This is a genomic window from Flavobacteriales bacterium, assembly GCA_016716605.1.
Classification (GTDB): Bacteria; Bacteroidota; Bacteroidia; order Flavobacteriales_F; family PHOS-HE28; genus PHOS-HE28.
This window is the reverse complement of record JADJWA010000001.1, coordinates 694,901-715,609: the sequence shown is the minus strand read 5'-3', so window position 1 is coordinate 715,609 and position 20,709 is coordinate 694,901. Positions and strand designations below refer to the sequence as shown.

Here is a 20,709-nt window from a genome sequence, read left to right as displayed (position 1 = left end):
GAAAGTGCGCACGGATACCTTTAGCCCGCATCGGATACGAGGAGATGGACAGCACAGCACCGAATTCCAGTGAGCAGCAGTTCCGGAGCACCTTCCGGCTGCGCCGCGTGCTCATCCCCATCCTCATCGGAATCGTTGCGGCGGGCTGGCTCTTATGGCGCGATCTGGCCAAGGAGCGCTACGAGCTCGTGGGCCAGGGCACGGGCAACCACACGTGGATCGATGCCAACGGTAATGGCATCGTGGATGTGGGCGATGCGGCGGAGTTCACGCCGGTAGGCGAAGGGCTCGGCGACTACCGGCGCATGACCGCCCGTGAGACGCTTGGCAGCATCAACTGGACCTGGCATAGCACCTGGTGGATCGTGCTCGCCGTGGTGGCCACCGCCTTCCGCGACCTCGGGTACATCTACCGCATCCGCGTGCTCAGCGATGGCCACCTCAGTTGGCGCCAGAGCTTCAATGTCACCTTTCTCTGGGAATTCGCATCGGCGCTCACGCCCTCGGTGGTGGGCGGTAGCGGCGTGGCCATGTTCATCATCGGGCGCGAAGGCATCGCACTGGGCCGCGCCACAGCCATCGTGCTCGTCACCGCACTAATGGACGAACTCTTCTATGTGGTGATGGTGCCGATCGTGTTCTTCGGCGTGGGCATGCAGCACCTCTTCCCTGAGGAACTCGACAACGCCTTCTGGGGCCTGCCCGTTCAAACCATCTTCTGGATCGGCTACTGCTTCATCCTTTTACTGGTGGCCATCATCTTCTACAGCGTCTTCTTCCGTCCGCGCGCGTTCAAATGGTTGCTGTTGAGGGTCTTCAAGCTGCCCTTCCTGCGCCGGTGGCGGCCGCAAGTGGTGAAGGTGGGCGACGACATCGAGGTCACGGGCATCGAGCTGCGAGGTAAGCCCAAGCGATTCTGGGCGAAGGCCTTCGGTGCCACTTGCTTCTCATGGGCGAGCCGCTTCCTGGTCATCAACCTCATCGCAGCGGCCTTCTTCGCAGTGGACGATCACCTGCTCTTGTACGCGCGCCAATTGATCATGTGGGTGATCCTGCTCATCAGCCCCACGCCCGGCAGTAGCGGGGTGGCCGAGATCGCCTTCGCAGGCTTCTTCCGCGACCTGCTGCCTGCGGTGGGCCTGATCGGAGCCATAGCGATCCTGTGGCGGCTGCTCAGCTATTACATCTACCTCTTCATGGGCATGGTGGTGCTGCCACGCTGGTGGCGGAAAACCTCGAGCAACGGCTAGCCTTCTACCTTCGGCCCCGCGTCTTCGGCATCCAGTCTTCGGCGCGTTCTGCATGAAATTCGGCGTCGTCACCTTCCCTGGCAGCAATTGCGATGAGGACATGATCCACGTCTTGGAGACGCACTTCCAGCAGCCCGTGGAGCGCCTCTGGCACAAGGAGCATGACCTCAAGGGCGTGGACATGGTGGTGCTGCCCGGCGGATTCAGCTACGGCGATTACCTGCGCAGCGGCGCCATCGCGCGCTTCTCGCCCATCATGCAGGAAGTGGCGGCGCATGCGAAGAAGGGCGGTTTGGTCTTCGGTGTCTGCAACGGTTTCCAAGTGCTCTGCGAAGCGGGCCTCGTTCCCGGCGCCTTGCTGCACAATGCCGGACAGAAATTCATCTCGAAGAACGTCTTCATCCGTCGCGGCACGAACGATACCGCGCTCACGAACGCTGTGCCCGATAAGGCGCTGAAGATCCCCATCGCGCATGGCGAAGGCCGCTACCACGCCGATGCCGATACGCTGAAGGCCCTGAAGGACAGCGACCGCATCCTCTTCCGCTACTGCGACGAGCAGGGTAAGGCGACGGAGGAGGCCAACCCCAACGGTAGCAAGGACAACATCGCAGGGGTGTGCAACAAGGGCCGGAATGTCTTCGGCATGATGCCGCACCCGGAACGCGCCTGCGATGAGCGGCTGGGGAATACGGATGGAAGGAGCTTGTTCGATTCGCTGTTGAAGATGGTGGTGTGACGGAGGAATAAGGGTCGTGCTTGCAGAGCGAAGCAGCCCGCACCTGACTATCGCAAGCCTTGCGGGCGGGAGTGCAAGGCTTCTTTGGTGCTTGCATACTGTGGATTGGCGAAGCGCCATACTCCTTTATCTTCGACTTGCCTTTCCGACCTTTCAACTTTTCAATACCCTCTACCATGAAACCGAAGTTGGTTCTCCTTGTCGTTTCCGTGTGCGTCAGCCTTTCTGGCTCAGCACAGTTGGGGCCTGAACACAACCAGAGTTTCTGGAGCTGGTTGCAGCAAACAGCAGCAGGACAGGTTAGCCCCGAGGATCTGGAAGAGGAAGGAAGCCCTTACAATCAACGGTAGCGCCTGCTCAATTTCTGGGCACCCCGTCTCTATCCTTCAGACGAACGGGATGAAGCCTGGCAAGCATTGATTGACTATCAAGCGTGGCGCGTGAACATCGATTGCAATAGCACTGCATTCCCAGCGAACTGGAATGCGCTTGGGCCATTCGATACGCCGACCGTCGCGCCGGGCGCCCAAATGATTCCTGAATACACGATTGGCACAGGGCAGGTCCATTGCATTGCCTTTCACCCAGATTATCCGAATACCCCTGTGGTGTACGCCGGGTCCGGGTTCGGTGGCCTCTTCCGAAGTGCTGATGGTGGTGACAACTGGACCCCACTCACGGATTTCCTCGAGCCCATCAGCGGCGTCACGGATGTAGTAATCCATCCTGGCAACCCCAGCGTGCTGTTCATCGCAACTGGCAATGTGGATAGCGACGGAACCTATAGCGCCGGTGTGTTCAGAAGCAGCAACGAAGGGGCAACATGGGAGCCCATGAATACCGGCCTCCTCGATGGTTTCGAGGATTACACGGTGATGCGCGCGCTGCGCATGGACCCGTTGGATACCGACCATTTGCTCTGCGCCACGTCAGCAGGCATCTACGAATGCGCGAACGCGAATTCCACGAATCCGACCTGGGCGTTACGATTCAGCGAAGCGAGCGGGCGGTGGAAGAACATCGTGTTCATGAATGACCCAGGCAACCCAGGCGTGGTGTATGCCTCGGCGAATGATGTCTATCGGAGCAATGACAATGGCACCACATGGCAGTCGTGGTCAGCGCCATTCAGCTTCGACTTCAACGCCATTGGCAGCGCAGGTGAGACCGCTATGCGGATCAACATCGGAATTTCCACGTTCGGCCCTGAGCGCTACCTCTACGCTTGGGTGAACCTGCGCGCGACGAATAATAGCTACTTGCGATACCGCATGGCCCGATTCAACCATGCAACCAATGCGTGGGACCTCGCCGGTCCTGTCCATTCCGCGCAAGTGAATGGTGCCGCAGTCTGGATGGGCCTGTCAGTATCGCCGACCATACCGGGCCGTGTAGCACATAGCGCCTCGAAGCCGCTTCTCTCCGTGGACTACGGTATTAACCGAAGCCAAATCGGTACACGGTTGACCATCCACGACGATGTGCACATCATGGCATATAGCCCGGATGGCACCGAGCTTTGGGTAGGGCACGATGGTGGCCTGAGCATGGTTGATGATGCGGACATCAATGGGTTGAGCACGCCTTGGGTATCGCGGAACAACAATCTTGCTGTGGCAACGATTGAGCGAATCGGCTTCTCGCCCTCCGACCCTACTGAAGTACTCATCGGCAATCAGGATACCGGCGATAACCGACGGCACTCTGGATTGGCTGGCGAGGCACTATGGTCCTTGGTGCAAGGCGCCGATGGCGGTTCCGTATCGTATTCCCCCGATGGGACCAAGGCCTGGACACAGTCCTACAATAACCGGAATCGCTACTACAAATGGTTCAACGACTTCGGCACCTGGCACGCGTTGGACTATTTAACGGGCTGTTGTGACACGTGCGAATGCCCGAGCGAGTGTGCAGACCCGATCGGCATCTGTGGTGCGTGGGGCGCTTCCATGTTCCCCCCGTTCGTGACTCATCCCGAAACGAACGATTGGACCTTTTGCATTGCCGACGCGTGGATGGAGAATGACCAAGAGGCCGCCTCGAACGTGGAAAGCGATTTCACCCGACTCACCCAAGTGCAGGTCGATATGGGTCTCATCACTGGCGATCCGGCATGGTTCGACAACAATTGTATTGGCCAAGGCCAAGAGCGACTGGCAATTGCAGCGAGCGACCCAGCGAAGATCTACATCGCGACCTCAGCGGTGCCAGATGCCCCCTGTGCACCGAATGGAAAGCGACCAATCCTCATGCGCTCGTTGCCCAATGGCAACGGCCAACTCCCGCCCCTAGGGTCCGGTCAACCTCGCTTCGAAGTTTCGCCCATGCCCGCCGCATGGCTCGCAGACATGAAGTACATCAAAGGCCTGGATGTGGACCCCAATGACCCTGACCACATCTACATCGCCTTCTCAGGCTACAACGCGAACCTGAAGGTGTACGAATCCTTCGACCGAGGCACTACATGGTCGAACACCGATCCGGGCAACAGCCTCCCGAACATGCCGGTGAATGATCTGGTTGCCCAACAAGGCACGGATGGCGGCATTTACATCGCCATGGACATCGGGGTATTCTACAGGAACGCGGAAACTGATTGGCAACCCTTCTGTGCAGGTCTGCCCAATGTGATCGTCAAAGACTTGGACATCAACTACTGCGCGGGAAAGCTCCGCGCCGGCACCTACGGCCGAGGCCTCTGGGAAAGCGACCTCGCCGAACAACCAACAGTTGTGCGCGTCATTGCCGAGAACACCACCTGGAGCATCCACAAGAACCTCGGCCAGGATCTGCGCGTTGCCTCTGGCGCCACGCTGACCGTCACGAAGACCGTCAACTTCGCACCCAACACCGCCCTCATCATAGAGCCCGGCGCCCAGGTGATCGTGGATGGCGGATTGCTCACCAACCTCTGCGGCAAGGAGTGGAAAGGGGTGCAGGTGCTGGGCAATTCCAACTTGGCGCAGAACACCACCAACCAAGGTTATTTCGAGCTGCGCAACGGTGGCACCATCGACAATGCCGCCATCGGCATCCTGGTGGGCGACCTGAGCGACCTTACCAAAGGCGGAGGCGTAGTGAAGATCAAGGGCACCCAGGCCCAGCCCGGCGGCATCGTGCGCGATTGCCGCCCCGCCATCCAATTCCGGCCCTACGCCAGATCTCGAACATGAACTTCGAGACGCGCAACCGCAGCCAGTTCATCCATGCCGTGTTCGAGTTCACCGACGGCGCGCTGCAACCGGAGCTCGGCACCGAGGAACTCATCAAGCTCGATGGTGTGCGCGGTATCGCCTTCCAGGCCTGCACCTTCCGTAACACCGTTGCTGATGTGCCCGAGACCGCGCTGCTCGGCCACGGCATACATGCCTACGGCTCACGCTTCGTGGTAACCAGCGCCTGCCCCACGCCTGGCACGCCCTGCACCGAAGCCGAACGCGTGCCCAGCAGCTTCACCGGCCTGGATCACGGCGTGCATGCCCTGGGCGCCCCCACCAACAGCATGTTCACCGTGGAGTGGAGCCATTTCTCCAACACCATCTGCGGGGTGTACGCCAGCGGCATCACCGGTTTCACCGTGCGCAACAACGACTTCGAGATGACCGAGCGGAGCATCACATACACCGGTGTAGAGGATATCCGATTCGGGTCCAAGCCACGCGGCATCTTCACCACGGAGACCTTCGGCTTCAAGATCCACGATAACCACGTGCATAGCGCGCAGGCAAATCCGGTGCTGCCCGCCGAGGCCATCGTGGTGGGCTACAGCCGCGACCACAACGACAAGGTGTGGAAGAACACCGCCACCAACCTCAGCACCGGCTTCGTGGGCGAGGGCGTGTGCGCCAGCACCGAGCCGGGCGGTTACAGCGGCACCATCGGCCTGCAGATCCTCTGCAACAACTGCGGCAACGTGGACAGGAACCTGTACAGCCGGAAGATTGAGGATCAACAGGACGCAGAACAACACACCATCCGCACCATCCAAGGCTCGGCCGGTCGAGGCGCGGACAATACCCTGGACGGCTGGGGCGGCGAAACGGAGAAGTGGGACATCTATGTGGATACCGACCACCCCATCACCTACTACTACCGCACCGGCACGGGCCTCTTCCCCGAGCACGTCAGCGACCTGTTGCTGCCCGCCGGCATTCCTTGGGGCATGAGCAGCGAATGCACCCCGCACCTGATCAGCGTGGACCCCGGCGTGGTGGGCGTGGCGGGCATGATGGTGAGTGCCCGAACCGATTACGGCAACACCCGCTACCTGTACGAGGCCTTGATCGATGGTGGCAATACGGACGCCGTGGTGGAGGAGATCGTGAGCGCCTGGCCCCAGGACATCTGGGACCTGCGCGATTACTTGTTGAGCAAGAGCCCTTACCTGAGCACCGAGGCCCTGATGAACCTGGTGGACAAGCCGGGCGTGCCCGATGGCATCAAGGCGGAGGTCTGCATCGCCAACCCTGATGCCACCCAGAAAGAAGGTTTCCTCAACTGGGCGGAGCACGAGGCGAACTACCCGTTGCCCGCTCACCTGATCGCCAGCATAGCCGCCAGTTGGGACACCCGCACCTACCGCAGCACCCTGGAAGCGCAACTGGGCAATCACCACGCCCGCATGACCGAAGCCGCCAACGAGCTATTGGACATCTACGCCACCCGCGACAGCACAGGGGTGGAGAACGACAGCCTGCGCTGGGTGTGGCAGCAGATACCCACTGTGGCCGCGCGCTACGCCGAAGCCCTGCTCCGCATTCAGGCCGATGACTTCAGTGGTGCGCAAGCGCTGATGGACGACCTGGACGAGGACCACAGGCTGAGCGCTGCCGAAGAGACCGAGCGCACGCGCATGAGCAGCCTGATCGCGGATCTGCTGAATCTGGCGCAACAAGCGCGCGATGTGCGGCAACTCGATGCAGGAGAGATCGCTGCGTGGGAGACCTTGATCCAGAACCAGTACGATCGACCCGCAACATGGATCAGCAACATGCTCTGCTTCCACTATGGCATCTGCCGATCGCCGCTTACCGGCGGCGAAAGCGAGCCGAAGAGCTTGCAGCGCGACGGGAAGGATGCCACAAGCACAGATCGCCGCTCCTTCAAGCTGCAGCCCAATCCGGCCAGCACATTCGTTGCGTTGAACTACACGCTTAAGGCGAGCGAGACCAGTGGCTCCGTTCGCGTGATCGATGCGAATGGCCGCACCCTAGCAACAGATAAGCTCAGCGGAAGCATCGGGCATGTGGTGCTGGACACACGTACGTGGGCCAAGGGCGTGTACGCTGTGCAGTGTTCGGTTAGTGGCGCGATCGTACACGCCGAAAGGCTGGTAATCCAGTAAGCGATGCGCTGGTTATTGGTGCTCGGCAGCCTAACGGCAGCTCGGTGCGTAAGTGCGCAAGCCCCCTTCGCACTGGACACGACTTTTCGAGCCGAATTCCAAACGTGGTACGTCTCTTCGGCTCTGCCACTGGAGGATGGCCGCGTGATCATCTCCGGCCAGATCCACGAACTAGATGAGCCCTTCCCGTTCACGTTCCAACCAGTAGTTCGGCTTAACGTCGATGGCACATGGGATGAGACCTTTCTAGAGAACACACCTGGTGGGGCGCTGCCGGGCGGGGGCAAACTGACGCCATGGGAGGATCGTTTCTATGCAAATTCGACACAAACGGTGGTCCGGCTCAAATATGATGGCTTAGTTGACCCCACCTTCATCCCAATGAACAACGGCCCCTACTTCACCTCCCTCCAAGGCGGCGACTATCATGTGTTCCCCGACGGCCGTGTGGTGATGAGCGGCAACCACACCCTCTACGACAGCGTACGCGGCTTCGAGGGCCCGCACAACTTCATCTGGTTCAGCAACCAAGGCTACCTGGACACCACGCGCACGCACCGCACGGGCAACGGCGCGCTCTATGACTTCATCGAATTGCCGGATGGGAAGTTCATCGCAGGCACCTTCGGCACCGTGTACGATGGAAGGCCCACCAGCCGCGTGCAGCGCATGCACCCCGACGGCAGCTTGGACACCACCTTCTTCGCTGGCGTGCAATGGGGCGAGGCGCAATGCTTCCTGCCCGCAGGGAATGACCGGGTGTACGCGGGCGGCATGTTCGGCCTCGCGGCCAACCCCACGGATACGTTGCACCTGGTCCGCTTCCTGCCCAATGGCGATCTGGACCCGAGCTTCAACAATCACCTGAGCTTCGAGCTGGGCGAACTGGATGGCCTAGGGGCGATCGTGTTCGCTATGCACCAGTTGGCGCCTGATCGGATCCTGCTGCTGGGCAAATTCGTTTCAATTGATGGTGTGCCGCATCGCGGCCTTGCAGTGGTTGATACTTCCGGCGCCTTGATCGACCTAGGCGTCGGCACCGGTTGCGGACCGTATGTCTATCAGAATTACACCTACGGAGGCTTCCAAGGCGCAGTGCCTTACGGAACGGACCAATTGCTGGTCTTCGGCGCCTACCACGGCTACGATGATGGCGTGACCAATGACACGTTGCAGCGATTCGTGAGCCGTTTGAACATTGGTAGCTTGTATGTAGGAGAGGTGGAACGACCACGTGCTTGCACAGTGCTCGCGTATCCCAATCCTACCAATGGTGAACTCGTCGTGGAATTATCCCCGACGGCCAATACGCAACATGTGATCGCACTGCTTGACGCGCTTGGCCGCAAGGTGCTGGAGACGAATGCCACCGGCGCGCGAACCTTACTTAACCTAACTCTGCTTGACAATGGGACCTATCAATTGGAGGTGCGTGGTGGCGATGGCCGTGCTGTTGTGCAGCGCGTTGTGGTGCAGCATTGAATGCCGCGCGGCGCGCTGCGCCGAGGCCATCGTCGTAGGCTACAACCGCGACCACAACGACAAAGTGTGGAAGAACAGCGCCACCAACCTGAGCACCGGCTTCGTGGGCGAAGGGGTGTGCGCCAGCACCGAGCCAGGAGGCTACAGCGCCATCATCGGCCTGCAGAAGTACTGCAACAGCAATAGCAACGTCGCTACAAACCTGTACAGCAGAAAAGCGACAGAAGCACCTGAACTCGAATGGCCATCGCACACCATCCGCACCATTCAAGCCTCCGCGGGCCGTGGAGCGGACAATACCCTGGACGGTTGGGGCGGCGAAACGGAGAAGTGGGACATCTATGTGGATACCGACCACCCCATCACCTACTACTACCGCACCGGCACGGGCCTCTTCCCCGAGCACGTCAGCGACCTGTTGCTGCCCGCCGGCATTCCTTGGGGCATGAGCAGCGAATGCACCCCGCACCTGATCAGCGCGGACCCCGGCGTGGTGGGCGTGGCCGGTATGATGGTGAGCGCCCGCACGGATTACGGCAACACGCGCTACCTGTACGAGGCCCTGATCGACGGTGGCAATACGGACGCCGTGGTGGAAGAGATCGTGAGCGCCTGGCCACAGGACATCTGGGACCTGCGCGATTACTTGTTGAGCAAGAGCCCTTACCTGAGCACCGAGGCCCTGATGAACCTGGTGGACAAGCCCGGCGTGCCCGATGCCATCAAGGCGGAGGTCTGCATCGCTAATCCGGAGGCCACGCAGAAAGAAGGCTTCGTCAGGTGGCTCGAATACGATTGTTCGCAGCCCTTGCCGACCTATTTGATCGAGAACATCGTGGCCAGCTGGGAGCAGCGCACCTACCGCGCCAGCCTCGAAGTGGACATGGGCCAGCAGCACGCCGTGATGGCCGAGGCCGCATACACCATCATGGACCTGCTGAACGAGAACGCCACCGATGAATTCGACCTGGAGGAGGAGCGCAGCGCCGTGCAGCTCTTGCGCGCGCCGGAAGTGCGTTACCACGAAGCGGCGCTGCTCCTGGGCCAGCACCGGTATGCCGATGCGCGCACGGTGATCAACGCATTGCCCGCCGAGCACGACCTGAAGGGCCGCGAGATCGGCGAACGGCTGCACATGCTCACGCTGATCGATTTCCTCGAGAGCGTGCACAACGATGGTCGCAGCACAGCCCAGTTGAATGCGGGCGAGATCGCGCAGTTGGAAGCCTTCATCAACGTGCCGCACGACCGGCCCACCAACTGGGCCAGCAACCTGTTGTGCTACAACTACGGCATTTGCCGCAGCCCGTACACGGGCGATGCCGGCGCTGCGCCGAAATCGGCACGCGCGCGATCAGCGCCCAAGCCAATTGCTGTACTTCCGGTACTGCACCTGCAGCCCAATCCCACCGAATCGTGGGTGGCGGTGAACTACCAGATTCCCAACGAGGCGAAGAACGCTCGACTGCTTGTTACCGATGTGGCCGGCCGTGTGATCGAAGACATCGGGCTGCAGGGAGCATTCGGCCAGCACGTAATGAATACCGAAGCGTGGGCACGCGGCAGTTATGCGGTGCGCCTGATCGCCAATAGCGCATCGCTGAAGACCGACAGGCTCATCGTGCAATGAACATCTTGCGCTGGATCATCGCCTGTCCTGCTTCGGCGGCCTTGTGGATTGCCTCCTGGGCGCAGCTGCCGCTCAGCGTGGACACCACCTTCCGCGTTGATCTGCCAGCGCAGAATGCATTCTCGGTTTGGTCGCTTGAAGATGGGAGGCTGGTGATCAGCGGGAACCTGGAGTTCCCCGATCTGCCAAATCCCCGAAGCGGCGCGCGCCTGTTGCCCAACGGCGAGCGGGACCTCACATTCAACCAAGGCTTCCTGCCCATGGGCGGCAAGATCACGCCTTGGCAGAACGGGTACTATTCCGGAAACGGGCCCGGGGTAAGGAGGTTCCTCTTCGACGGTCAGCTCGATCCGGATTTCATCCTGCAGAACGACGACCCCTACTTCAGCTCACTCCAAGGCGGCGACTACCACGTGTACCCCGACGGCCGCGTGCTGATGACCGGCCTGCACACCATAGACGCCGCGCACCTTGGCTGGCAAGGCGCCTACAACCTGATCTGGTTCACCAGCACCGGCTACCTCGATACCACGCGCACCCCGCGCAGCGGAAATGGGATCAACTGGGCGATCAAGGAATATCCCGAGGGGACCGCCGGCGACCTCGGCGGCAGGTTCCTCGTGCATACCTGGGGCACCACCTACGAGGGGCAGCCCGTGGACAAGGTCTTCCGCATCCACGCCGATGGCAGCCTGGACGACTCCTTCAACTCCAACATCGAGTGGGGATACATCCAGGCGTTGGAGATATTGCCCGATGGACGCGCCTACATCGGCGGCACATTCCGCATGAGCGGGGATAATGACACATTACAGGTCATTAGGGTCATGCCCGATGGCAACCTCGATCCCACCTTCAACAATGCCATTGATATGGTGTCGCTGAACCCGACGAGCCTAGATGCCAAGGTGCTCTGCATCTATCCGATCGCGCCGGGGCTGATTGTGCTGGGAGGACGGTTCAATGAAGTGGAGCAGCAGCCACGGAAGGGCATCTGCATGATTGACACACTGGGAAACCTCGTCAGTTACTTCGATGGAGCAGCAACCGGCGATTACACGCACTTCGGGCTCGTATATGGGTCGGTTGCTGGCTTCACCCAAGCCCCCGATGGCAGCTACTACCTCTGGGGCGCCTACCACGGCTACAGCGATGGCACCACCAACGATACCCTGCAGCGCATGGTAACGCGCTTGTTTGGCGGCGAGATCGGGTTGGGTGTGCGGCCCACCGCGCAACCCCTGCCGGGCATGCGGCTCTATCCGAACCCAACAAGCACGCAGCTCACCTTGGAGCTGGATGCTTTCTCGCCGGGAACGGAGTTGCTGCTTCGTGATGGTTTGGGCAAGGCCGTGCTGCGGCAACGCATCGGGGGGCATTACCACACCGTGCAGGTGGGCACGCTGCCCAGCGGGTGCTACATCGCTGAGTTGCTCGCCAACGGAAGGCGGGTGGCGCAGCAGAAACTCTTGGTGCAGTGAATATGCTGCGGTTTGCGCTGCTGTACGCTCCCGCCTGATCACGGCACCACACTCCTGAGCACCGGCCGCAGGCTCTTCGCCTTCCACAGGTCAATGGTCCCAGAAGCCGTGGCGAGATCCGCGCCCTTCCAACCCGCGAACTCTTGTCCTTTTACCGCGCGCAATTCGATGTGCATGAGCACACCCTCGAAGCAGCGCATGCTGTGCTTGCCGGGCGGCAGCGCTAGGCCATCCATCAGAAGAACGCCCTGATCCGCGCGAGGCGCTTCGATCACCGTTTCGTGCAGGCGCCGCCCGGTGCTTTTGGCCAGGTGCGCGAAGAGATGCGCACCCCGTTGTGTTGCGAAGCTCTTCAGCTCGGCGAGCGATGCTTCCGGCGTGGGCATGTCGAGCTGCAGGTCCCAGCGCTTGAAATCGTCAGCGAGCTCAGCAGCGTGCGTATGATACAGGCTGTCGGCGATGGCGGGGATCTGCTCGAATGCCGTTGCCTGCAACGCGGTCATGCGCGCGAGCAATCGCTGCTGCAGTTCCGTGTGCGCGAGCAGCTGCGGCACGAAGGGCGTTTCGGGAAGCACGGCGAGCGACATCCGTTGCACGCTGTTCTCGTTCGGCGGCGCCCAGAGGTCCATGTCGAAGAGCACCCAGTGCCAGCGGCCATCGCGCTCACGCGGCCGATAGCAGCGCACGTTCAGTTCATGGTCGGCCCGTCCCGTCCAGAGGTCGATGCACGCGAGATCGATGAGGCTTCGCGTGTCGATCACGGCATCGATGCTGTCGATGGGTGCGCCGCGCACGAGCAGCTCGCGCGCGTTCAGGAAGTGGTCGCCCTTGCCGCTGCGTTCGGTGGAGGCGGGCCCTTCGAGCATATCAAGGGCTTCAGCGTTGCTGCGCTGCTTCAGCCATTCTTCGTCCTTGCCGGGCATCCAACGATAGAGGCCCCAATAGGCGCCGTTGAGGTAGAGCGGCTTCGCCACGGAGGGCTGCACCAGCACATGCAAACCGAAGCGATGCACGACTTTCTCCATGACGGCATTGCGCAAAAAGGCATTCGGCGAGGCATCGGCGCGCAGCACGCCCTCATGCACGCGCGTGCCATCGCTGAAGGCGAATCCATCCGCTGGACTGTCGTACCGATCGCGCGCGTAGAGCTTGAAGGAACGCTTGCCCAGGCCGCGTGAGCCGCTGCCGAAGAGGCGAGTGCCAACGGAGAGCGCACTGCTGTCAATGCGCACCACCGCATCACGCTCCCAGAAGATGCCGCGCCGCGTGGTGGTTCTGCGCCGCGCCGGGATTGTAGATGCCCGTGCTATCGCCCCATAGGTCTTGCGGATCGAGTGCGAGCATGAAACCATCGCCAGCATGTCCGTTCGCAGGAACGAGGAGCATTGCTTCATCACCGATCAAGCGCTCCTCTTGCACGGCGATGGCTCGCACAACATGGCCGGGCTCAACGGCAACAGGCTCAACGAAACGCATGGCACCAGCGCCTCGTGGATCACTGCCATCGGTGGTGAATCGCACTTCGCCTTCCGCTGTTGCGATCAAGCGGCTGGTGGCATCGAGCTCGAGTTGCGGCGCCCTGCTGAAGCCCCGAGCGATACCGCTTGTCTCATTCGCTGCTCCCGGCGTGTGTTGCGCGAAGAGGCTCCAGGCCTTGTGGCCATCGGGCATGCGGCCGATGCTGGTGTTGGCCCGAAGCGCGGGAAAGGTGAAGAGGTCAGCGATGCTCAAGCCATCGGGAGCGATCAACAGCACCGCGCCTCCTTGCTTCTCCAAGGTGAAGCCGAGGTGCTCTGGACCGTGGTCGGGTTTCGCATCACACAGTAAAAGCAGTTGGCCCTTGGCCGGAATGCGCAGCGGCGCATCGATCACGTGCTGCTTGCCATTGATGGCGATGCGCCAGCCCAGCAGATCGATCGGCTTCGTGCCGGTGTTGAAGAGCTCGATCCAATCGGGTGTTCGGCCGTGGGCATCAACGTAGCAGCCGTGATTGCTCGCGCAGAGCTCGTTGATGAGCGGAGTGGTTTGCGCACTGGCATGAGAGACGCTCAGAAAGGCCAGTGTTGCGATCAGGATCCTCACAGCGTGGGTGATCAAACCTCCGAAATCCTGCGTTTGCCGGGATGCTGACGTGTATCCCAGAATCCCACGATCTGAAGCTCCGCGCCTTTGATCCGGAAGCACATCAGGTTGTGCTTCGTGACCAGCGCTTCCCGTGTCCCCTTTCTTCCTTTGCGAGACATTCCGGGAAAAATGCGCACCATGCGAATGGTCGAGTCGGTCTTGCGCACGAAGTTCTGCGCATCGCGCTCCGACCAGGTCGCCCGCAGGTAAGCGACTACTTGGTGGAAACTCGCTTCTGCCGTTGGCGACCAGCGGACGGTTTCAACCATTTGGAATAGCGTGCCATGACCTGCTCGTGAGATTTGCCTTCCGCCCTATCGAGCTCATTCAAACTGCGCTCGATCATGGCCTGTACCTCCGGGCTCTTCTCGCCCCACAGGACAGAAGGTTCTGATGCGAGATAGGCACTCACATTTTCAAGGATGGCTTCATCCTCCAATGCAAGCACTTTCCTGACGATGGCAAGCTTGGTCTTGTCTGTGTTCATGGCAGCTCAACAAACATAGCTCACCGCACCTCCACGCCCGGCCCCACCGCCTCCTTCGGCTGCACGAACACCAGCTTGCCATTGGCATCCTCGGCCATGAGCACCATGCCCTGGCTCTCCACCCCGCGCATCTTGCGAGGGGCAGGTTGGCCACGAGCACCACTTGCTGTCCGGGCAATTGTTCCGGCGCGTAGTGCTGCGCGATGCCGCTCACCACGGTCCGCGGTTGCGCTTCACCGATGTCGATGCTCAGCTTCAGCAGCTTGTCGGCCTTGGGCACGCGCTCAGCGGCGGTGATGGTGCCCACGCGCAAGTCGAGCTTGGCGAAGTCGTCGAAGGCGATCGCGGGTTTGCCGGTCTGGGACTCCCTCGCTTCGCTCGGGGTGACGGGCGTTGGTGATGAGTCCCCTTGGGGCGTTGGCGTGCAACCGGTCGACCTCGGGCTGGATCTCCGCGTCGGTGATGGGCTTGAACAGATGCTCGGCTGCACCGAGCACATGGCCGGGCGCGATGCGGTCGCTGCGGAGCGCGGCATCCCAGGGCAGCGCAGCGATGCGCAGCATGCGGCGCAGCCGCTCGGCGGTGAAGGGCAGGAAGGGCTCCAGCACGGTGCTCAGCACGGCCGCCACATTCATGCTATTGCCGAGGACAGCGCGCGTGCGGTCGGGATCGGTCTTCTCCAGCTTCCATGGCTCGTGGTCGCTGAGGTACTTGTTGCCGGCGCGCGCCACGTTCATGGCGGCTTGCAGCGCATCGCGTAGGCGGAAGGCGTCGATGGCGCGCACCATCTCTTCGGCACTGCCGTGCACCGTGCCCCAAAGCGCGAGGTCATCGGACTTCGCGGTGCCGGCCTCGGGCGCTTTGCCGCCGTAGTACTTGTGGCAGAGCACCATCACGCGTTGCACGAAATTGCCGATGATGCTCACCAGCTCGCTGTTGTTCTTCTCCTGGAAATCCTTCCACGTGAACTCGCTGTCCTTCTGCTCGGGGATGATGGTGGCAAGGCAGTAGCGCAATTCGTCCTGGCGATTCGGCCATCGTTCAATGTACTCGTGCAGCCACACGGCCCAGTTGCGACTGGTGCTAATCTTCTTCCCTTCGAGGTTGAGGAATTCGTTCGCTGGAACGTTCTGCGGCAGCACGTAGCCGCCGTGCAGCTTCAGGAGGATCGGGAAGATGATGGCGTGGAAGACGATGTTGTCCTTGCCGATGAAGTGGACGAGGCGCGTATCGTCGGCCTTCCACCATTTCTCCCAATCGGCTTGATGACCCTGAGCTTGCCGAAGGGTCGCCCACTGCTTCGTCGCGCTGATGTAGCCGATGGGCGCATCGAGCCACACATAAAGCACTTTGCCTTCGGCGCCGGGCAGAGGTACGGGCACGCCCCAGTCCAGGTCGCGTGTCATGGCACGAGGGCGCAGACCGTCCTTCAGCCAGCTATTGCACTGACCCAGCACGCTCGCCTTCCACTCCTTTGGATCATGATGTGGTGCGCCGTCTAGCACGCCGGTGTTCATCCACGCATCCACCCATTGCTGGGCCTCGTCCATCTTCAGGTACCAATGCTTGGTGGGCTTCAGCACGGGCTTCGATCCGCTGAGGGTGCTGCGCGGGTCGATCAGGTCCTTGGGGCTCAGCGCGCTGCCGCACTTCTCGCATTGATCGCCGTAGGCATCGGTATTGCCGCACTTCGGGCAGGTGCCCATGATGTAGCGGTCGGCGAGGAATTGTTTGGCCTCCTCATCGAAGTACTGCTGCTCTTCCTGCACGCTGAAGGCACCATTCTCCAGCAGCTTCAGGAAGAAGCCCTGCGAGGTCTCCTTGTGCAGATCGCTGCTGGTGCGATGGTAGATGTCGAAGCGGATGCCGAAGTCCTGGAAGGCTTGGCCCATGAGCGCATGGTACTTATCGACGATGGCGCGGGGCGTGGTGCCCTCCTTCATGGCGCGCATGGTGATGGCGGCGCCGTGCTCATCGCTTCCGCAGATGAAGAGCACCTCCTTGCCGCGCTGGCGCAGGTTGCGCACGTAGATGTCGGCCGGCAGGTAGGCCCCTGCGATATGCCCGATGTGCAACGGGCCGTTGGCATAGGGGAGGGCGGCGGTAACGGTATGGCGGGCGGGTGAGGTCACGGGGGCGATGGCGAGGGCGGCGAAAGTACCGTGGCCATTGGTTTGGCGGGCAGCGCATTGCCATTTCTGAAGCAGTCGCTATCATTGAAACGCGTGGTACCGGCATCTCCATCCCCCGCACGGCGTCCGCTATGAATTAATGCATGGTTCAAGCCATTTTGTTTTTTTGGCACAGCCATTGACTACGCGGCGGCACCCTGTTGCTCCACACAACCAAAACCATGAAGCATGTTTTCTCTCTCCCGCATCGCTAAGGCGGCATTACTAATCACCTCCCTTTCAGTTTCAGCAGACATATACGCACAAGCATCGACAGCTGCCCGCCCGCAGCGCCGATACATGCGGCCTTCCTGGACCACCATGGTGGCCGAGGAGAGCGGTGAGCGAGAGAAGAAGGTACTTGAGCCCTTCAAGACGCTCGGCATCACTAGCAAATTCAACGACCATGGCATCGGCGTACCCGCCGTGAATGCCTCTGGTGGCGACAACGCCGCGCGCGATGCCTCTTTGCAGCGATTCATCAGCGCGCACGGACCCGCCATCGTGGGAAAGTGGTTCAACCGCGATGCCGAAGGCGGGATGGACACCAAGCTCATCCAGGAGCGCGGCCGCTACTCGCAGGACGACATGGACCGCATGATCCAGCTGCATTCACAAGTGGACCGCAGCGGAGCCCAAGGCTGGCAACTCCTCGACCTCACTTATGTGGTGGTGTATGATGTGACCAAGGTGGAGTATCGGCGCGATGCTGTGAAAACAACCGACAAGAAGAGCGGTTCCTCCAAGGCCAGCAATTTCCTGGATGCCTTGAATAAGGCGGCAAGCGCCAATGCGCCAAGCACGCCCAGCGGCTCAAGCTCCACCAAGTACGTCGATGTCTATCGTATTGAGTACACTGCCGACCTGTACAAGCTGCAATGGAACGACAGCGTGGAATGGCAATTCGTGCAGCGCTTCTGGAACCCGCGCGAAGCACCAGATGCCGCGAAGGCCGCCGTGTGGAATGAAGCCTCGTTCCCGCTGACCAAGGTGGCCAGCTTCAAGGACTACCTTACCGAGCGTGAGAATGTGAATCAGAGCGACCCTCCGCACGAAGAGATCCTGGCCAAGTTCGCTTCACGTATGCAGAAGCAAGCCGTGGAGCGCTGCTCGAAGAAGGTGAGCGAATTGCGACCGCGCGCTCCGGTGGTGGAGGCCTACCCCCTCACCGCGCGCCTTGGGACCAAGGAGGACGTGAAGGTGAACGACCGCTTCGTGGCCTTCGAGTACAAGCAGGGCCGCAAGGGATACAGCATGAAGCGTAAAGGCGTGGTGCGGGCCTACAAGGTGACGCGCAACCAAACGGACGCCGATGGCCGGACGAAGCCCTCGACCTTCCAACAGCAAGGCGGTTGGAAGGTTTGGCCGGGCATGAGCATCGAGGAGCGGCATGATCTGGGCGTGAACATCTCGGGCGGTTATGTCATGGGCAATGCCATCAGCACCGGCATCAGCGGCACTGTGAAATGGAACGGACTCGGCACATTGACACGATTTCCGAACTTCTATATCGGAGGATTCTTCAACAATTACTTCGGCTCAAGCCTTGATGCGAGTGGATTGGTTGGGTCAATCGGCCGCGATCCGAAACCGGGAGAATGGAGTGGTAACGGCACCGATATCGGATTCCTGCTATCCAAGGAATTCTACCTCATGAACCGCGGCAATCTCTATGTGGAGCCTACGCTGGGCTATGGTTTAGCCACTTGGCACTTCACGAACAATGGCTCCGAGGCTATCTCCAACAAAAGCGACAAGGACGCGCTCTCGTACAAGTACCGGCGCATTAATCTGGGTTGCGGGGTCGGGCATCACCTCGGACCGTTCCTGGCGCTGGAACTCAGGCCTTCGATCGGCCTGACGACGAAGTTCGAGTACGACAACGAATCGGGAGGCGCCATTCTCCGCACGAATGTCGAATTGAGCGATGAAGCACAAGAACTTACCAAGTCCTTTAAGAGCGGCATCGTCCCAAGCGTGCTCGTCGCCCTGAAAGTGCGCTTCTGATAACATGAACACCACCCAATCAACCCAACCACTCCCATGAAACAGATCATCATCAACGGCGCCCTGGCCCTGGCCATGCTGCTCCTCTTTGCACCCAGCGCGGATGCGCAGGCCCGCAAGAAGGCCGACGAGGCTACCGAGGAATGGCACTACGACATTGAGCCAGCTAGTGAGGCCAAGCAAGGCACCTACGTGATTCGTGTTTGCTCATACTCCAGCCGAACGAATCCGGCCTTGGAGCAATGCCTGAAGAATGCTGTTCATGGCGTTGTTTTCAAGGGTTACAGCGGCCTTGGCCCCATCACGGGGAAGCCTGCGCTTGCACGTGAGCCGGGCATCGAGACGCAGAAGGCCGACTTCTTCAAGCCCTTCTTCGCCGACGGCGGCGATTACAGAAAATTCGTGAGCCAGGTGGGCGATGAAGTGGAGCGCACCAAGGTGGGCCGCGAAGTGAAAGTGTGCATGCAGGTGAAGGTCATGGCCGATGACCTTCGCAAGTACCTGGAAGCCGCTGGCATCATTCGTGGACTCGGAGCTGGATTCTAAAGCATGAGCATCATGAAGCATATCATCATCATCTCCTTCGCGCTTATGCCTCTTTTGAGTGCAGCGCAGGTGAATAAGGTCGCTGGCAACTTCAGCCATGCCACCGAGTGCATGGGCGTCGAAGGCGACGGCTCGCAGACCGTGAAGGCCTATGGCAATGGCCGCCACCGCTGGGATGCCATCGAGCAGGCCCGTAAGAACGCCGTGAGCGACGTGATCTTCAATGGCCTGCGCGAAGGCAAGCCCGAATGCGAGCAGCGCCCGCTGGTGCCCGAAGTGAACGCACGCCAGAAGCACGAGAAGTACTTCAACACCTTCTTCGCCGACGATGGTCCATACAAGGAATTCGTGAGCACCGAAGATGAGCGTCTCGCCCAACGCGTGCGCCGCGACAAGACCCGCGGCCGCGAAAGCGTTTCCCATGCCTTCATCGTCCGCGTGCTGCGTCCCCAACTGAAGGAGAAGCTCATCGCCGATGGCATTCTGAAGCAATGAATTCACAACCCACCTACCCAACCAAGACCATGAAGACCCGGATTCTTAGCGTGGCCATTGCGGCACTCAGCCTCAGCGGCGCATTCGCACAAGCCAAAAAGCCCATCCTGATGGTGGTTCCAGCCGACGTCTGGATGAACAAGAACGGCTTCGCCAAAGCGGTGGATAATCAAGGCACGCAGGAGCTCGTGATGGAGTATGAGCGCGCCATCCAGACCGACTCCGACCTGAACTTGGCCATCAGCAAATTGGGCGAGATCATGGCCGACCGCGGCTTCCCGCTCCAGGACCTGGGACAGACCATCAAAGACCTCAAGGCCGATGCCGCTGAGAATCTCGTGATGGACAACACTGAGTCGATGCTCGACCAATTGGCCCGTCAAGCCAAGTGCGACATCATCATGAAGCTCGACTACACCGTGACCCCTGGCATGAAAGGCCGCCAGCTCACCTTCAACCTGCAGGGCATCGACGCGTACACGAACAAGCAGGTCACTGCGGCATCCGGCTCCAGCCAACCGGCCAATTCCATCGTGGCCGAATTGCTCGCTGAGGCCGTCGTGGCGCACCTCGACAAGTTCATCGTTGGCCTGACAACCCACTTCGACGACCTTTTCGCCAACGGACGTGAGATCACGATCCGGGTGAAATCGGCGAACGGCTGCTCCGTGGGCATGGATGATGAATTCGGCGGCGAGGAGCTGCGCGACCTGATCGAGAAATGGTGCAGCGAAAATGCTGTGAAGAACCGGATCGGCTCCCCGACCGGCGATGCGCAGCTCACCATCACCCAGATCCGCATCCCGCTCTATGGCAACGATGGACGCGCCATTGATGCGCGAGGCTGGGCGAATGATTTGGCCAAGTACATCAAGGAAACCACGAAGCAGAGCGTGAAGCGCATCCCCAAAGGTCTCGGCACCACCACACTCATCATCTGCGGCAAATAACCA

Annotated in this window: 15 protein-coding genes and 1 pseudogene; 11 read left to right on the top strand and 5 right to left on the bottom strand. The window is 60.6% G+C overall.

Annotation, left to right across the window (positions count from 1 at the left end; genetic code table 11):
- The first annotated feature begins 44 nt into the window (after positions 1–44).
- The 7 genes from IPM12_02810 (at position 45) to IPM12_02780 (ending at position 11,926) form a co-directional block, all read left to right on the top strand.
- Complete coding sequence (locus IPM12_02810) at positions 45–1,250, top strand: flippase-like domain-containing protein (GenBank protein MBK9146734.1); 1,206 nt, start codon at positions 45–47, stop codon at positions 1,248–1,250.
- Between the two features lie 52 nt (positions 1,251–1,302).
- Positions 1,303–1,989 carry a phosphoribosylformylglycinamidine synthase subunit PurQ gene (gene purQ / locus IPM12_02805; GenBank protein MBK9146733.1) on the top strand — a complete coding sequence of 229 codons (687 nt, stop codon included), beginning with the start codon at positions 1,303–1,305 and terminating at the stop codon, positions 1,987–1,989.
- 440 nt (positions 1,990–2,429) lie between these two features.
- Positions 2,430–5,162, top strand: a complete 2,733-nt coding sequence (locus tag IPM12_02800) for a hypothetical protein (GenBank protein ID MBK9146732.1) — start codon at positions 2,430–2,432, stop codon at positions 5,160–5,162.
- Positions 5,159–7,333, top strand: coding sequence for a T9SS type A sorting domain-containing protein (locus IPM12_02795; protein ID MBK9146731.1), 2,175 nt, complete (start codon positions 5,159–5,161; stop codon positions 7,331–7,333). The genes IPM12_02800 and IPM12_02795 overlap by 4 nt, the downstream gene beginning before the upstream one ends.
- Before the next feature lie 3 nt (positions 7,334–7,336).
- The gene (locus IPM12_02790) at positions 7,337–8,815 is read left to right on the top strand and encodes a T9SS type A sorting domain-containing protein (protein MBK9146730.1); all 1,479 of its coding nucleotides are present in this window, start codon (positions 7,337–7,339) and stop codon (positions 8,813–8,815) included.
- The gene (locus IPM12_02785) at positions 8,742–10,445 is read left to right on the top strand and encodes a hypothetical protein (GenBank protein ID MBK9146729.1); all 1,704 of its coding nucleotides are present in this window, start codon (positions 8,742–8,744) and stop codon (positions 10,443–10,445) included. Before IPM12_02790 ends, IPM12_02785 begins: the two co-directional genes overlap by 74 nt.
- Positions 10,442–11,926, top strand: coding sequence for a T9SS type A sorting domain-containing protein (locus tag IPM12_02780; GenBank protein MBK9146728.1), 1,485 nt, complete (start codon positions 10,442–10,444; stop codon positions 11,924–11,926). Before IPM12_02785 ends, IPM12_02780 begins: the two co-directional genes overlap by 4 nt.
- Positions 11,927–11,964: 38 nt before the next feature.
- Here the strand turns inward: IPM12_02780 and IPM12_02775 are convergent, their stop codons facing one another.
- The 5 genes and pseudogenes from IPM12_02775 to metG form a co-directional block, all read right to left on the bottom strand.
- Positions 11,965–13,158: a CotH kinase family protein gene (locus IPM12_02775; protein ID MBK9146727.1), complete on the bottom strand. Its 1,194-nt coding sequence runs from the start codon at positions 13,156–13,158 to the stop codon at positions 11,965–11,967.
- Positions 13,159–13,165: 7 nt separating this feature from the next.
- Positions 13,166–14,008: a chitobiase/beta-hexosaminidase C-terminal domain-containing protein gene (locus tag IPM12_02770; GenBank protein MBK9146726.1), complete on the bottom strand. Its 843-nt coding sequence runs from the start codon at positions 14,006–14,008 to the stop codon at positions 13,166–13,168.
- A gap of 11 nt (positions 14,009–14,019) precedes the next feature.
- Positions 14,020–14,319 carry a type II toxin-antitoxin system RelE/ParE family toxin gene (locus tag IPM12_02765; protein ID MBK9146725.1) on the bottom strand — a complete coding sequence of 100 codons (300 nt, stop codon included), beginning with the start codon at positions 14,317–14,319 and terminating at the stop codon, positions 14,020–14,022.
- Entirely contained in the window at positions 14,265–14,537 is a 273-nt protein-coding gene (locus tag IPM12_02760) for a hypothetical protein (protein ID MBK9146724.1), read from the bottom strand. Before IPM12_02760 ends, IPM12_02765 begins: the two co-directional genes overlap by 55 nt.
- A gap of 20 nt (positions 14,538–14,557) precedes the next feature.
- Positions 14,558–16,669, bottom strand: a pseudogene (gene metG, locus IPM12_02755) (methionine--tRNA ligase).
- A gap of 339 nt (positions 16,670–17,008) precedes the next feature.
- Between metG and IPM12_02750 the strand changes: the two are divergent.
- The 4 genes from IPM12_02750 to IPM12_02735 are packed head-to-tail and all read left to right on the top strand — an operon-like array spanning position 17,009 to position 20,706.
- Positions 17,009–18,715, top strand: a complete 1,707-nt coding sequence (locus IPM12_02750; GenBank protein MBK9146723.1) for a hypothetical protein — start codon at positions 17,009–17,011, stop codon at positions 18,713–18,715.
- Positions 18,716–18,751: 36 nt separating this feature from the next.
- Complete coding sequence (locus tag IPM12_02745) at positions 18,752–19,261, top strand: hypothetical protein (GenBank protein MBK9146722.1); 510 nt, start codon at positions 18,752–18,754, stop codon at positions 19,259–19,261.
- A 12-nt stretch (positions 19,262–19,273) separates the two neighbouring features.
- Positions 19,274–19,756 (top strand): hypothetical protein, encoded by a 483-nt coding sequence (locus tag IPM12_02740; GenBank protein ID MBK9146721.1) that lies wholly within the window; start codon positions 19,274–19,276, stop codon positions 19,754–19,756.
- 29 nt (positions 19,757–19,785) lie between these two features.
- Complete coding sequence (locus IPM12_02735) at positions 19,786–20,706, top strand: hypothetical protein (GenBank protein MBK9146720.1); 921 nt, start codon at positions 19,786–19,788, stop codon at positions 20,704–20,706.
- Positions 20,707–20,709: the final 3 nt, after the last annotated feature.